This is a genomic window from Paenibacillus sp. 2TAB19, from assembly GCF_052115185.1.
GTDB lineage: Bacteria > Bacillota > Bacilli > Paenibacillales > Paenibacillaceae > Pristimantibacillus.
In genome coordinates, this window is record NZ_JBFRGE010000111.1 from 1 (window position 1) to 14,694 (window position 14,694).

Below are 14,694 nucleotides of genomic sequence, written 5' to 3' on the forward strand. Positions count from 1 at the left end.
GTTTAATTTGGCCTTTTTCATTTAATTGGCTTGGTCGGTTGAAAAGCCAAGGGGTCGACTTAAAATATCACACAAAAAATAACYCGCTTAGCTTAATGCTAGCGGGTTATTTGAATTAGATTTGTGTAAATGAACTTGGGACATGTCGGAGGATAAGGAAACCATTTAAAGTGACAAAGTATGGTCAAAGGACAAAAACATATATCGATGAAGTTCCGCGCAGAGCGAAGTTTATAGGCAAAGTAATTAATTTATAATACTACCTTGACAGTCAAGGTAGTGTGTCGTATTATACAGGTACGGGGTGATTAAACGAGTGAGAACAAAATTACATCCGATCTGCTGTCATACCGACACGATGATATTATGACTTTTATCTGAAGCTGATAATCGCTACATGAATATTTTAGAATTAACGAAAAGGGTAAAGCTGCTTACGCCCGCAACAAAAGCAACTGGAAAACGCAAAGCGCGTATTTAAAAACTTATTATAAGGGAGATGATGTTATGAATCAGAAATTGCCCCGCTCGTTGGAACGTAAGGTGGTAACAAACTTTAGCGCAAGCAACCTGGTGAATAGTGACTTTGCTGGCGTTACGGCCCATAAAGGACAGTTTAATGGCAGCGCGTTGCATGGTTCTGACTTTTCGGGCGCAGATTTGAACGGCAGTTCGTTTAAGAGCAGCGACATGCGCGAAGCTAATTTTGACGGCGCCAATCTAACGGACAGCAGCCTATCCGGACTTGACCTGACAAATGCAWGCTTCAATAAAACAATTCTTGTGCGAACCAATTTCAGCAAGTCGGGGCTTAATGGAGCCAAATTCACAGGAGTAAGACTGACCGACGTGACGTTAACACTGACCGATCTTAGAAAAACGATTTTTAAAGATTGTTTATTTGATGGGGTTGACTTCAAATACTCCGACTTGGGCGGTCAGCGTTTTGACGGGCAAACCTTTATTGGCGTGAAGTTTGATAAGGCGGCATTGAACGGAGTTTCGTTTAGGGGTGCAACGCTTAAAAATGTGTCTTTTATTTCAGGTTTTACGTTAACGAAAAAATATTATCGCGTCATTAAAACCATATGCTTTGACGGAGCGATGATGGATAAGTTGACTTATGCTTCTCTAAAGGGCATGGATGTCGATCTGTCTAAGGTTACTGTTATTTAAATTGGTTGATAAATCAGCTGGTGGGCAATGACATATGGTCCGGATGAAGTCCGCGGAATGAGCTGTACAATCCTTACGACGGAAAGGCGAAAATCATCTTCCAAAAAGAAGTGACGCTGGTTAATGGAAACTGAAAAACCTCCCTTTACAGGGAGGTTTTTTCCGTTGTCTCAGATAGGGTAGCGAGAAAGATAGCGAAGCGCTTACATATTGTGAGGTTTGTTATTTAAACCGCTTTAATAGGTGACATTCTTTCGAAAAAAGCGCATACAATTTACAAAAAATTAAACCGGTTTAACTTGCAACGGAGGTGATCGGTCGGATCTTCACGGCAGCCGAGAATCGGCAGAAGGCAAGAAGCAAAGGGAAGTGCAGCGGAAACAAGCATAGTTCATGAATGGAGGGGTTAGTTTGAGGAGACAGAGGAAGTTTCTAGTCGTTCTATTAGTCATCTGTTCCATTATTGCCGCAGGGTGCACGAATAACAACAATTCGCCAGCCTCATCGGATGCGACCGAGAAGCCGAGAAGCGACAATAAGGCCGAGAACAAGGAAGAAGGCAAAGGCGGTGGAGGGGGCGGTGGAGGGACCGGCACGATAGCGGAGAAAGAAGCACCTATGCTCGCAAAGCTCGTAGCAGACGGCTCGCTCCCCCCGCTAGCGGAACGCCTCCCGGTCCAGGCAGACGTCATGGTAGAGCCCGTGGTCGAGCAGATCGGGCAATACGGCGGCGATTGGACGATGGCTTGGACGGGCCCGGGCGACAAGTGGTCCGTCGGACAACCGACGGAGGAGGCGCTTTTCCGGTTCAACAAGGACGGCAGCGGCGTCGAGCCGAACGTAGCCAAAGGCTATGAGGTCAACGAAAATTCGACCGAGTTCACCATTCATCTCAGGGAAGGGATGAAATGGTCCGACGGCAAGCCTTTTACCGCGAACGACGTGCTGTTCTATTGGGAGCATATGCTGACGAAAGAAACATTCGGCAAGGCGATCTACGATGCCTATTACTCGGTTGATCCGGTTACCGGCGATAAAGCGTTAGCTACGGTCACGAAGGTGGACGATTATACGTTCAAGGTCGCTCACAAGTACCCGAGCGTACAGTTTCTGGAACGGGTCGCGATCGACAACAAATGGTTTTTCGCGCCGGCCCATTTCCATGAGACTATCTTGCCCGAGCTTGTCGGCGAGGACAAAGCGCTGGAGATCGCCAAGCAGTGGGGCTTCGAGGATACGACCGCCTTCCTGAAGGAAACCGGTTATTATTACTGGCTTTATCCGCAAATCCCGACGCTCCGGCCATGGGTGGCCAAGAACGATCCGAACAGCGACCAGTTCATTATGGAGCGGAACCCGTATTATTGGAAAACGGATCCGGAAGGCAATCAATTGCCTTACCTGGACCGAATCGTCGCGACGAAGATTCAAGATCCGAGCCAGCGGGTTCTCGGCACGCTGGCTGGCGACTTTAACTTATCCGCGTTCGGGACGCAGGATTTCACCGTGCTGAAGGAAAACGAGAAGAAGGGAGATTTCCGCGTCATCACTTGGCAGCAGCCGGCTTGGATGACATCGGGCATCCAGCTCAACCAAACGATCGACGATCCTAACCTTCGTACATTGTTCCAAGATATCCGATTCAGGGAAGCGCTTTCCCTCGGGGTTAACCGCACTGAAATTACGGAAATCGTGACGAACGGCATCGCGGATCCGATTCAGGCTTCCGTCCAGGAAGGGCTCGTAGGCTACCAGGAAGGATGGGCGGATCAATGGTCGAGCTTCGATCCTGACCGGGCGAACGCGCTGCTCGACGAGATCGGATTAACGAAGCGCGACAAGAATAACTTCCGGCTGTTCCCCGACGGCTCTGACGTGACCCTCACGATAATGGACTCCTCGGAGGAGAGCGCCAATTACACCGAACTCCTCAAGAAGTATTACGAGGATATGGGCATTAAGACGAATGTGAAGCTTGTCGATCAAGCGACGCTGCAGGAGCTGAAGTATTCGAATCAGGTGCCGGTGAGCATCGAGAACATTTCCGTCGTGAACGTCGCTTACCGTCCCGATGCGCTCGTGCCGCTTCGCGTCCTTACTCCGTGGTATGGGCAATACGGCTTGTACGTTTCGTCCGGAGGTAAGGAAGGCATAAAGCCCGAGGGCGACGTCGCCAAAATTCTCGAGTACTGGGATCAGATCAAGGCGGCCGGAACGGCCGAAGAGATTAACCGGCTCGGCGACGAGATCGTCAAGCTGCACAAGAAGAACCAATGGGTGATTGGATATGCCGGCCCGACGCCGACTTTGATCGCCGCATCGAACAAAATGGGCAACATTCCGGAGGATCTGATCTGGGCCGACGAGTTCCGTTCGCTTGGAGCGGCCCACCCCGCGCAGTTCTATTTGAAGCCGTAACCTTTATTTCGCATACGTGTCGCAGTGGGCGGAGCGGGAGCTCCTCCCCTTGCGACGGCGTGTTCATTCTGAAGACATTCGCGCGATGCGAAATGGTCATGGGGAGGATAGGATAGCAGGTGCTACAGTACACGTTGAAGCGTATTTTACTAGCCGTCCCGGTCGTGTTTTTCATATCCGTCATCGTGTTCTACATCATACAGCTACCGCCCGGCGATTACGTATCCAATTACGCGGCCGAAATGTCCGTTGCCGGTGAGGTATTCACGCAGGAAGACATGGATGCGATGCGGGCGGATCTCGGTCTCGACCGTCCCGTTTACGAGCAGTACTTCATATGGGTCAAAGACATTGTAATGTACGGAGACTTCGGATTCTCTTTTAACTATAACAAGCCTGTCCTGGCCGTCATTAAGCAATATATGGGTCTGACGCTGACCGTATCCTTGGTCACGATGGCATTCCAATATCTAGTAGCAATTCCGATCGGCATCTACTGCGCGGTCAAGCAATATTCGATAGGCGACTATTTCTTCTCGGGGCTGAGCTTTCTTGGCATGGCGACGCCACATTTTCTAATGGCCGTCATTCTGATGTTCCTGTCCTACACGTGGTTCGGCGACCCGCTGCTCGGCTTGTTCTCCGCCGAATACGTGAATGCGCCATGGTCGATGGACAAAGCGATCGATCTGGCGAAGCATATGGTCATTCCGGTCATTGTCATCGGGCTATCCGGAACGGCGGATCTGATTCGCGTCATGCGGGGCCAGATGCTAGATGAGCTGAATAAGCCGAACGTCGTTACGGCAAGAGCGAAAGGCTTATCGGAGCGGAAAATTTTGTTCAAGTACCCGACGCGAGCGGCGCTGAATCCAATCGTCAGCACGTTCGGCTGGTCGCTGACATCGATCTTCACCGGGTCTACAATTACGGCAATCGTCCTTAATTTGCCGATTCAAGGACCGGTCATGTTCAATGCCTTACTTGGGCAGGACATGTATCTGGCAGGGACTTGGCTGCTGTTCATGGCGCTGCTGACGGTGCTCGGAACTTTGATTTCGGACATTTTGCTCGCGTGGCTGGATCCAAAAATTCGTACAGAATTCAGGGGAACGTAGACTATGAGACGAATACYGGTGTTCGGAAAAAGACAAGCGGTTATCGCTGAGCCGGCCAGGGACAAGGACGCGATCTACAGCTCGCAATGGAGGCTCATGTACGTAAGGTTCAAGAAGCATAAGCTCGCCCGGGTCAGCCTGGTCGTGCTGGCGCTTCTCTACGCGGGAGCGCTGTTCGCCCAATTTCTAGCCCCTTACGGGCTGGAAAACTACGACAGCAAATACGTGAACGCCCCGCCGATGAAACTGCGATTCGTCGATGCGGAAGGGAAGTTCCATATCAGGCCGTTCGTATACGAGCTGAAGTCGGGGCGCGATCCGGAGACGATGCGCAAAACGTTTACGTTTAACACGGAGAAGAAGTATCCGCTGCAATTTTTCGTCAAAGGGGAGAGCTACAAGTTTCTCGGACTCCTTCCTTCCTCCACGCATTTGATCGGCGTTGAGGAGCAAGGCCGCCTCTTCCTGCTTGGCACGGACGCGCTCGGACGGGACTTATTTTCACGCATTTTGCTCGGAAGCCAGGTATCGTTAAGCATTCCTCTGGTTGGGGTTGGCATCAGTTTTGTACTAGGCTTGATAATCGGCGGCGCGTCCGGCTATTTCGGAGGCTGGCTGGATTCCGTCATTCAACGGGTCATCGAAATTATCCGTTCCTTCCCGACGTTGCCGTTATGGATGGCGTTGTCCGCGGCGATTCCTCCGCGTATTCCGGTCGTCCGGATGTACATCTACATCGTTATCATCTTCGCGTTCATCGAATGGACTGGACTGGCAAGGGTCGTAAGGGGCAAGTTTATTTCTCTCAAAAACGAAGATTACGTCGTTGCCGCCAAAATCGCGGGCGTGAGCGACGCGAAAATTATCGTCAAGCATTTGCTGCCCGGTTTTATCAGCTACCTGGTCGTTGCCACGACGCTGGCGATTCCCGGCATGATTCTGGCCGAGACGGCCATGAGCTTCCTCGGACTCGGTATTCGTTCTCCAGCCACCAGCTGGGGCGTGCTGCTGCAGGAAGCGCAGAAGATCGATAATATCGCTTTGTATCCGTGGAAAATCATTCCGCTCGGGACGGTCATTCTTACCGTCTTAACGTTCAACTTTCTAGGCGACGGCTTGCGCGACGCGGCGGATCCATACAAGAGGTAGATCAAAATCCAAGGTTATAGCGAGGGGATACATATGACAGCAGAGGCCGCTCAACCGCAACAGCCGCTTCTTCGTGTTCAGGATCTGAAGATTCGGATTCAGATGGATAACGGAGTGATGAACGCCGTGGACGGGGTCGATTTCGAAATCCGCAGAGGCAGGACATTAGGCCTCGTGGGCGAGTCAGGCTGCGGCAAAAGCTTGACGAGCCGGGCGCTTATCGGCATTAATCCGAAGGAATGCGAGACATCGGGAACTATCGCGTACCATTCGTCGCAAGAGCCTGGGGCGAAGGGGGAGCCGCTGGATCTGTTGGCTCTGGACCCGAATGGCCGGAAGATCCGTTCCATTCGGGGGCGGAAAATCGCCATGATCTTTCAAGAGCCGATGACGGCCTTCTCGCCGATGTACACGATCGGGAATCAGATCATGGAAGCGATTCTGATCCACCGGACCAAGAGCAAGAAGGAAGCGAAGAAAATCGCGCTCGAGATGCTGAGCAAGGTCGGTATATCGGACCAGGAAAAGCGATTCGACCAATACCCGCATGAGTTCTCCGGCGGCATGCGCCAGCGGGCGATGATCTCGATGGCGTTGTCATGCAATCCCGAGCTGCTGATCGCCGACGAGCCGACGACAGCGCTCGATGTGACGATTCAAGCCCAGGTGCTGGAGCTGATGAAGCGTCTACAGCAGGAATTCGGCATGGCGATCCTGCTGGTGACGCATGATTTGGGCATCATCGCTGAAATGTGCGATGAAGTGGCAGTCATGTATCTCGGCAAAATCGTCGAGCAGGCGCCCATGAAGGAGATTTTCCGCAATCCGAAGCACCCGTATACGAAAGGGCTTCTGCGCTCGATGCCGAGGCTGGGCGGCAATAAAACGAAAAGGCTGGAATCGATCGAAGGCACGGTGCCGATTCCGGTCAATATGCCGCCGATGTGCGGCTTCTTCGACCGTTGCAAGGACCGGATCGAAGGCGTATGCAATATGCGGTCCGTGCCCGCGACGCCTATTTCCGACAGCCACACGGTCAGGTGCTTCCTGTATTCGGATCAGCAGGGAGGGCAGTAAAGATGGCGAAGCCCATACTGGAAATTAAAAATCTCAAAAAGGATTTCAAAGTAAAGTCCAAAAAGGCGCTGTTCGCCAAACCGGTATCCGTGCAGGTGCTGCAGGATATTTCCTTCGAGCTGCTGGAGGGGGAGACGCTGAGCATCGTCGGGGAATCAGGCTGCGGCAAGACGACGCTCGGCCGATGCATCGTGAGGGGCATGAATGCCTCTTCCGGCGAAGTCGTCTACCGAACGGAGAGCGGAGAGTCCGTTGATTTCCTGAAACTGAAGGGCGCCGATTCGAAAAGGTTCAGAAAAGACATTCAGATGATTTTCCAGGACCCGTACTCATCGCTAAGCCCGCGGATGAGCGTATTCGATATTATATCCGAGCCGCTGATCGCCAACTTCAAGCTACCTAAATCCGAGGTGGAACAGAAAGTGTCGGCCATCGCGGAGAAAACGGGGTTAAACGCCAGCTATCTTAAACGTTACCCCCATGCCTTCTCCGGCGGACAGCGGCAGCGGATCGCCATTGCGCGGGCGCTCATTACCCAGCCGAGGCTGATCGTATGCGACGAAGCGGTATCCGCGCTGGACGTGTCGATCCAAGCCCAAATCATTAACCTGTTGAAGGATCTGCAGGAGCAATTCAAAATCACATATATTTTCATCTCGCATGATCTGTCGATCGTGGAGAACATTTCGGACCGCGTGGCGGTTATGCATCTGGGCAAGGTGGTGGAGATGGCTGACGTCGACTCCATGTTTGGGCAGCCCAGACATCCTTATACCGAGGCGCTTCTATCCGCCGTGCCGCAACCGGACCCGGATTTGAAGAAGGAGAGGATCGTCCTGGAAGGCGAGGTACCGAATCCGGCGAATCCGCCCAGCGGCTGCCACTTTCATCCTCGCTGTGCGTACAAAACGGAGAGATGCGAGAAGGAAGTGCCCGTATTGCGGGCAATCGGAGATAACCATATGGCGGCCTGCCATTACGCGGATCAATTGACATTAAGGGGGGGCAAGGCATGAACGGTGAACAAGCGATGGACAATGAAGCGAAAGAACTTATTATTTTTCTCGATTGCGGGGATACGATTATCGATGAAGGCACGGAGGTGCGCGACGAGCACGGCACGGTTATAGAGGGCGGAGTCATTCCAGGAGCCGATGAGATGGTAAGAACGCTGGCGGATCGCGGCTATCGGCTGGCGATCGTAGCTGACGGATCGGCCCAATCGTTCAAAAACCTGTTGACGATAAACGGTCTTTACGATTATTTCGAAGTATTGATCTACTCCGAACAGATGAGGGTCGAGAAACCGAATCCGCGCATGTTCAAGGCGGCCATGGGCGCGATGGATCTTGGCGAGCAAGACCGGAGCCGGATCATCATGGTCGGCAACAATCTGTCGCGCGACGTCAGGGGAGCGAATCAGGTCGGCATCACGAGCGTGCATCTGAACTGGACCTCGCGTTACCCGAAGACATCGGTTGATCCCGCGGAGCGGCCGGTGTACACGATCGAAGAGCCGCTTGCGCTAGTAGAGCTGGCGGATCACTTGAATGAAGGGCTCGCCTCGAAGAAGCGTGTTCAAGCATGAAAGGGCGCAACGGCTAGCCATGGCGAAAATCGATGACGTAGCACGTCTCGCTGGCGTATCCAAAGGAACTGTCTCCAACGTGTTCAGCCAGAAAAGGCCGACCAGCAAGAAAGTGACGGAAAAGGTGCTTAAAGCGTCCAAGGAGCTGAATTACGTTCCGAATCACATCGCGAGAAGCTTGGCGACAAAGAAAACGATGGCGATCGGGTTAACCGTCCCGCACGGCAACTTCTTCTTCAGCGCGTTTCACAACCAATTCATTAACGACGTCCTGCTGGAGGCTTCCCGGTTCGGCTACAGAGTGTTGCTCGATATGCTTCCGGTGCTGGAAGTGAAGACGCCCTCCCTGGCGAGCTATCCTATCGACGGCGCGATCGTGCTTGGGCCGATGGAGGAGGACGAGCGGATTCACTTGCTCCATCAGAACGGCATCCCCTTCGTCACGGTCGGCAAAATTTTCAATTCGCTTGTAGAGGACGCGCCTACGGTAAACAACGATAACGAGCGGATCGTGCATGACATTTGCGATTATTTGATCGCTAGAGGGCATACAAATTTAATGTTTCTGAACGCGATGGAACGGATGACCGTTTCCGTGGAGAGAAGAGCGGCGTTCATCGAAGCACTGGCGAAGCATCAGCTCGTCATGCGGGATTTTATGCACCATTACAAGCCTCCCATCTTTGCGGACGATTATTTGCAATACGGCTATGCGGAGACGTTACGCGTCATTCGGGAAAGCGGAGAGAAGGTGACGGCGATCATTGCTGACGACGACCGCGCGGCCTTCAACGCCATGAATGCGATTAAGGATATGGGTCTTCGCATTCCCGAGGATATTTCCCTGTTCGTCATTTGCGGCGATCTATCGATGATGCATCAGACAACCCCGGCGCTGACCGGCATGGATCTTCAGCCATCCGAGCTGGGCGCGCAGTCCGTCAAGCTGCTCATGCATAAGCTCGGCAGCAACGAGGGCGTATATCCGAACCATATAATTATCGCAAGTAAAATCGTGGAGAGAGCCTCCTGTTCTTCAATAGAAGGAGTGCGGTAGGTTGAAAAGACCGATGATAGGCGCCCATACGGGCAGCGGCATAAGTCCGGACAACACCCTCGCTTCGTTCATGGAAGGCATCCGAAGCGGGGCGGATATCGTGGAGGTGGACGTGCATGCCGCTATGGACGGTACGGCTGTGCTGCTGCATGACGAATCTCCATATTTGTTGACCTGCACGTTCGAGCAACTGAACCGGCCCGACATGCGGCGGCGTATTGACCCGGCTTATGAGGAGCATGAAATCGCGACGCTGGAGCAAATATTGCAAGTATCGGATCGGCTTGGAACGAAGCTGAATATCGATTTGAAATCGGCGGCCAGCATCGAACCGGCCGTCAAGCTCATTCGGCAGTACGGAGCCCGTGAGCGAGTCCATATTACGGGCTATTCGGAGACATTGACGGCTCGCTTCCCTGATATTCCGGTCATGATCAATACGCCGGTCGAGGTTGATCCACGGCAACTGGAGCAGTACGACAAGTTCGCACAGCGCATCTGCGAAGCGGCGAAGCGAGAAGGGTACGCAGGCCTCAATATGAATTACCGGACCTGCTTCGAGCCGATCGCGGAGACGGCACACGAGTACGGGCTTACTGTGTGGGTCTATACGGTTAACGAGCTTTCGCAGATGGAGCGATTCATCCGGATGGGCGTTGATGCCATTACGACGCGCAAGCCGGAGTTGCTGCTCAGCCTCCTAGCGCCCTAAAAGAAGAAACCGCCAAGACACTAGTCTCGGCGGTTTCTTCTTTTAGGACGCATTGATTGGTTATAGTCTATTGCTATAACCATGTATAGTTTATTGGTATTGAGATATAACCATTTGGATATGTTACCTTATTTATATAATGAATTTGTGATCAAAGGAGATTAACTATGAATATTCAAACCGAACCTAAACAGCGATCCGTTACTCCCTTTCGATATGATATCGTTGGCAGCTTCCTTCGTCCTAAAGTGCTGAAAACCGCTAGATTGCAATACCAAAACGGTGAAATTTCAGCCGAGCAACTAAAGAGCGTAGAAGATGCAGAGATCGTTAAGCTTGCACAGAAACAGAGAGAGGTTGGTCTTCAAGCCATAACCGACGGAGAATTTCGCCGCTCCTGGTGGCATCTCGATTTTTTCTGGGGATTTGACGGCGTAGAACGGACAATCATTGATCACGGCTACCAATTTAACGGAGCGCAATCTAGACCCGAAACAGCTCGCTTAACCGGTAAAATAGGTTGCAGTAACCATCCGTTTGTTTCGCATTTTGCATTTTTGAAAGGAGTTGCCGGAGAGGGAGTAGTTGCGCGCCAATCGATACCGGCGGCAGCGCAGTTCTTGTTCGAGCTAGACAGGGCAGAAAATCAGGAAAGCACGAAGGCGATCTACCCGAATCGAGAAGAGCTTGTTTCCGATATTGCAAAAGCGTACAAAAGCTCTATTCTTGCTTTCTATGAAGCTGGTTGCCGCAGCATCCAAATCGACGATTGTACATGGGGAGCGCTATGCGACGAGCAATTTATGACGATCTTGGAGCAAAACGGCGTGAACGTTACCGAGTACGCGAACGAATTCGCGAGGCTGAACGAAGAAGTTGTATCCAATCTGCCGGACGATCTCGTTGTGACTACACATGTATGCCGGGGTAATTATGTTTCGACTTATGCAGGAGTCGGCGGAGGTTACGAGCCTATTGCGCAGACCCTCCTGGGTATCGATAACTATTCCGGTTACTATTTGGAGTTTGATACCGAGCGCGCAGGCGATTTTAAGCCACTTCGCTTCTTGAAGGACAACCAGCAGGTCGTGCTAGGTCTGTTTTCCTCGAAATTTGGTGAGCTAGAAAGCAAGGAAGATATACTGAAGCGTATTGAAGAAGCGAAGCAATACGTTGATATTGACCGAATTTGCTTGAGCCCGCAATGCGGCTTTGCTTCTACGGAAGAAGGCAATTATCTGACAGAGGAGCAACAATGGAGGAAACTCGCTTTTATTAAGGAAATTGCTGATGAAATTTGGAAATGAGTTATAGTCTTCGAACTGTTTAAGAGGCCGCGTTTAATGCGGTCTTTTTTTTTATTATGATTTTGTTTTTACGATAGGAAACTAAAGCATTGTAAACCGCATCAACAGCGGTTTTTTTGTTGTAAGGATATACGATCTTGTCCAACATGAAGGATTCGATGAGGCTTTATACCCCTATTCAAAATTTTCGAACCATTTATTCATTTTATTCAATTTTACAAAACGTTTAATGGGTTTTACAATAGGCTCAACGGTATCATGTTGGAAGGAGATACCATAGAATGGGGGATTTCTGATGACAAACTCGGTAATTACTCGCGGCAATTCAGCGGTTTCTCACTGTGCCTTTACGTTCGATGACGGTCCGATGCGTATTCCTGTTGATGCATGGCTGGATGCTTTGGAGCAGGGAGGGGCGTGCGGAACGTTTTTTTTAACGGGCGAGTGGTTCGATCGGTATCCGGCGAAAGCAAGAGAAATGCTCGCTAGGGGCCATGAGCTCACAACGCATACGTACCATCACCGCAATATGGCACATGTGACCAAATCCGTTTTCTTCGAAGAGTTGAAGCTGGCTGAGCTGGCTTATCAAGAGGCAACGGGACGGCCGGTTCCTGCCTTCATGCGTTTTCCTTACGCCTCATATCGGGAGGAGAATTTGGAATGGCTCCGAGAGTGGAACTACATGGTCATCGAGGGAGAGGATACCGTCGACTGGTCGGGACCACCAAGCGCGCAACTTGTGGAGCGAGTGATACCAAAGCTGGTTAACGGGGCTATTTTAATGTTTCATGCCAATGAAATCGCCAAAGAGACACCCCAGGCCGTTAAATCGCTTGTACACCATACTTACACAAAAGGTCTTGCCGTGGTTCCCGTATCCCAACTGCTTCATGCTGATGGCATCAGGACAGGCGAGCGTAGCTGGCAAGTCCGCTTCAAACCGACTCTCCAAGGTTCTTTCCATAGTGAACAGTGGAAACGTGTAACTGGGGAAGATGAATTGCGGAAGCTGGCCGCCGATTCGCTTGAATGGGGAAACCCGAACGCTCCTACAGGGACCGGCGCCTACAGTAAATGGCTACAAGAACTCTCAATGCTGATCCAGTCAGATGGCGAAACGCGTTTTGTCGCTCGCAGCTTTGCCGAACAGCACTGGGCATACGTTCGTGCTTCCGTCCGCGGCGACGCGCTAGTGCTGGAGGACTTCGCTACGAAGGAAGCACATACGGATGCCTTGGTATATATCCTGCAATGGGCGGCACATGAGGCATTAGCCTTGGGATGCGAGTGGATTACCAGCACACAGGACATGCGCCGTATTCACAAGCTGTGTGAACAGCTGGGTTTCGAAGCCGAGATTGTTTTGCAAGAAGAATAACAGTTAAGTTGAAGACATATCCAGTACAGCACAACAGCTACAGGCAAGGACTTTTTATTCTCGTCCTTGCCTGTAGCTGTTTCAATTTCTTCTGACACCAATTCCGTGTGTGTGACGGCGCAAACGGTTCGAACTGCGGTGAGTTGCAGCATGGTAGAAGAGAAACAGGTAACATGATAGCTTCAAACYCTTTTGAAAATTGTATATAGGTCACCGTGGTTGGATAGGGTATGACCGGGCCTTTTAGCCGGATGAACGAGGATGAAGAGGTGATGGAGTATTTTCCAAATACTTTAAATGTTGAAGAGACCAAGGCGTTCTATGACAGGATTTTAGACGAGTTTAAGGAATTTGGATTTGGCTTGTACGCGGTTGAGGAGAAAGATACAAATAGGTTTATTGGGTTCATTGGATTTCATCGAGCTGCGTTTGAGGCGGATTTTACACCTTGCGTGGAGATTGGATGGAGGCTTAACAAAGAGGCGTGGGGTAAAGGCTATGCATCGGAGGGAGCAAGAGCATGTTTGCTATATGGCTTAGATAGTTTAGGCTTTGACGAGGTGTTTAGTTTTACAGCGGATATTAACGAGCCTTCGAAAAAAGTAATGAAGAAATTAAGCCTTTCTTTTGTCAAAACCTTTGATCACCCGAATGTGGGGAGCAGCAGTCCGCTTTGCAAGCATGTTTTATATCATATCAAACCAAATTAATCGTCAACATTTGCTGATGGGAAATTTTAGTTGTTTCGCAATATGAATTCTAGTATTGTGAAATGAGTAAGAGCTTTAGGAGGTAGGTTACCATGACTAGCGAATTAAAACGCGACCTAATCGCTATTATTTTAGCCGTGTTGATTATGGGCGGAATCGCCTTTAAAACCTATATGCCCGATGCATTCGCAAGAAAGCCCGCTCTAACTTTGTCAATTGAAGATGCAAGCAATCGACTAGAGCGAATTGTTTCGAACAACGGAACGTATATAACCGGCTTCGATAACCAGGCACTTGAACCTGATGTATATGAAGCGTTAGCACACACTGTTAATGATTACGGGGTTTCGAATGATATTCTATATGTAGCAGAATTAGTGCAGAAATATAATGACGGTGGGAGCGTGGAGAACTTACAAGAAGCATTAATAATAGTGAACGATATAAGGCAATACGTCGAGAGTAATAGGTTACAAGGCCGTTGAAGAAGTATGCGATCAACGGCCTGGCGTCTACTTTCCATCTCTCACGAACAGTTCGATTCGAGCCTTGATGGCGTCTCTGACCGTACGGAATTGTTCCATGATTTCTTCTTCCGTCCCTGTCGCTTTGGCTGGGTCATCAAAACCCCAGTGCCATTTGGTGACATTTGGATTCATAATAACAGGACAGTGCTCATCAGCATGACCACAAAGTGTAATGACATAAGTTGCACGATTCAATATCTCAGGATCAATAACATCAGAGCTATTAGCGCTAATATCAACACCGGCTTCTTTCATCACTTGAACCGCTTTAGGATTCAAACCATGCGCTTCAAGTCCAGCGCTTTTGACTTCGAAGTTATCTCCGCCAATGGCATTCAAGAAACCATCAGCCATTTGACTCCGACATGAATTCCCCGTACATAGAAAATAAACAAGTGGTTTGTTAGACATTTTTAAAAGACCCCTTAGAATTGGAATTTGAATTTATGATCATCAACTTACAACCATAAATTC

At 50.5% G+C, this 14,694-nt stretch carries 14 protein-coding genes; 13 read left to right on the forward strand and 1 reads right to left on the reverse strand.

Annotated elements, in window-relative coordinates; genetic code table 11:
- Positions 1–507: 507 nt before the first annotated feature.
- The 13 genes from AB4Z33_RS28220 (at position 508) to AB4Z33_RS28280 (ending at position 14,178) form a co-directional block, all read left to right on the forward strand.
- Positions 508–1,176, forward strand: a complete 669-nt coding sequence (locus tag AB4Z33_RS28220) for a pentapeptide repeat-containing protein (RefSeq protein WP_442053093.1) — start codon at positions 508–510, stop codon at positions 1,174–1,176.
- Positions 1,177–1,587: 411 nt separating this feature from the next.
- Positions 1,588–3,594 (forward strand): ABC transporter substrate-binding protein, encoded by a 2,007-nt coding sequence (locus AB4Z33_RS28225; protein WP_442053094.1) that lies wholly within the window; start codon positions 1,588–1,590, stop codon positions 3,592–3,594.
- A 119-nt stretch (positions 3,595–3,713) separates the two neighbouring features.
- A complete protein-coding gene (locus tag AB4Z33_RS28230) occupies positions 3,714–4,712 on the forward strand; it encodes an ABC transporter permease (RefSeq protein ID WP_442053095.1) in 999 nt (332 codons plus the stop codon).
- A gap of 3 nt (positions 4,713–4,715) precedes the next feature.
- The gene (locus AB4Z33_RS28235) at positions 4,716–5,861 is read left to right on the forward strand and encodes an ABC transporter permease (RefSeq protein ID WP_442053096.1); all 1,146 of its coding nucleotides are present in this window, start codon (positions 4,716–4,718) and stop codon (positions 5,859–5,861) included.
- Between the two features lie 33 nt (positions 5,862–5,894).
- On the forward strand, positions 5,895–6,938 hold the full coding sequence (locus AB4Z33_RS28240) for an ABC transporter ATP-binding protein (protein WP_442053097.1): 1,044 nt from the start codon (positions 5,895–5,897) through the stop codon (positions 6,936–6,938).
- Positions 6,939–6,940: 2 nt separating this feature from the next.
- Complete coding sequence (locus AB4Z33_RS28245) at positions 6,941–7,954, forward strand: ABC transporter ATP-binding protein (RefSeq protein WP_442053098.1); 1,014 nt, start codon at positions 6,941–6,943, stop codon at positions 7,952–7,954.
- A complete protein-coding gene (locus AB4Z33_RS28250) occupies positions 7,951–8,526 on the forward strand; it encodes an HAD family hydrolase (RefSeq protein ID WP_442053099.1) in 576 nt (191 codons plus the stop codon). The genes AB4Z33_RS28245 and AB4Z33_RS28250 overlap by 4 nt, the downstream gene beginning before the upstream one ends.
- A 19-nt stretch (positions 8,527–8,545) precedes the next feature.
- A complete protein-coding gene (locus AB4Z33_RS28255) occupies positions 8,546–9,583 on the forward strand; it encodes a LacI family DNA-binding transcriptional regulator (protein ID WP_442053100.1) in 1,038 nt (345 codons plus the stop codon).
- 1 nt (position 9,584) lies between these two features.
- Complete coding sequence (locus tag AB4Z33_RS28260) at positions 9,585–10,295, forward strand: glycerophosphodiester phosphodiesterase (protein ID WP_442053101.1); 711 nt, start codon at positions 9,585–9,587, stop codon at positions 10,293–10,295.
- Positions 10,296–10,462: 167 nt separating this feature from the next.
- Positions 10,463–11,602 carry a 5-methyltetrahydropteroyltriglutamate--homocysteine S-methyltransferase gene (locus AB4Z33_RS28265; RefSeq protein WP_442053102.1) on the forward strand — a complete coding sequence of 380 codons (1,140 nt, stop codon included), beginning with the start codon at positions 10,463–10,465 and terminating at the stop codon, positions 11,600–11,602.
- A 295-nt stretch (positions 11,603–11,897) separates the two neighbouring features.
- Positions 11,898–12,983 carry a polysaccharide deacetylase family protein gene (locus AB4Z33_RS28270; protein ID WP_442053103.1) on the forward strand — a complete coding sequence of 362 codons (1,086 nt, stop codon included), beginning with the start codon at positions 11,898–11,900 and terminating at the stop codon, positions 12,981–12,983.
- A gap of 251 nt (positions 12,984–13,234) precedes the next feature.
- A complete protein-coding gene (locus tag AB4Z33_RS28275; RefSeq protein WP_442053104.1) occupies positions 13,235–13,693 on the forward strand; it encodes a GNAT family N-acetyltransferase in 459 nt (152 codons plus the stop codon).
- A 92-nt stretch (positions 13,694–13,785) separates the two neighbouring features.
- The gene (locus tag AB4Z33_RS28280; RefSeq protein WP_442053105.1) at positions 13,786–14,178 is read left to right on the forward strand and encodes a hypothetical protein; all 393 of its coding nucleotides are present in this window, start codon (positions 13,786–13,788) and stop codon (positions 14,176–14,178) included.
- Positions 14,179–14,205: 27 nt separating this feature from the next.
- On the opposite strand, the gene arsC is transcribed toward AB4Z33_RS28280, so the two are convergent.
- The gene (arsC, locus tag AB4Z33_RS28285; protein ID WP_442053106.1) at positions 14,206–14,631 is read right to left on the reverse strand and encodes an arsenate reductase (thioredoxin); all 426 of its coding nucleotides are present in this window, start codon (positions 14,629–14,631) and stop codon (positions 14,206–14,208) included.
- Positions 14,632–14,694 lie beyond the last annotated feature (63 nt).

Excerpts from the sequence above, each read along its gene's own strand:
- AB4Z33_RS28275 (WP_442053104.1), top strand. The coding sequence starts at position 13,235 with ATGAACGAGGATGAAGAGGTGATGGAGTATTTTCCAAATACTTTAAAT.
- AB4Z33_RS28265 (WP_442053102.1), top strand. The coding sequence starts at position 10,463 with ATGAATATTCAAACCGAACCTAAACAGCGATCCGTTACTCCCTTTCGA.
- AB4Z33_RS28245 (WP_442053098.1), top strand. The coding sequence starts at position 6,941 with ATGGCGAAGCCCATACTGGAAATTAAAAATCTCAAAAAGGATTTCAAA.
- AB4Z33_RS28240 (WP_442053097.1), top strand. The coding sequence starts at position 5,895 with ATGACAGCAGAGGCCGCTCAACCGCAACAGCCGCTTCTTCGTGTTCAG.
- AB4Z33_RS28255 (WP_442053100.1), top strand. The coding sequence starts at position 8,546 with ATGGCGAAAATCGATGACGTAGCACGTCTCGCTGGCGTATCCAAAGGA.
- AB4Z33_RS28280 (WP_442053105.1), top strand. The coding sequence starts at position 13,786 with ATGACTAGCGAATTAAAACGCGACCTAATCGCTATTATTTTAGCCGTG.
- arsC (WP_442053106.1), bottom strand. The coding sequence starts at position 14,631 with ATGTCTAACAAACCACTTGTTTATTTTCTATGTACGGGGAATTCATGT.
- AB4Z33_RS28270 (WP_442053103.1), top strand. The coding sequence starts at position 11,898 with ATGACAAACTCGGTAATTACTCGCGGCAATTCAGCGGTTTCTCACTGT.
- AB4Z33_RS28250 (WP_442053099.1), top strand. The coding sequence starts at position 7,951 with ATGAACGGTGAACAAGCGATGGACAATGAAGCGAAAGAACTTATTATT.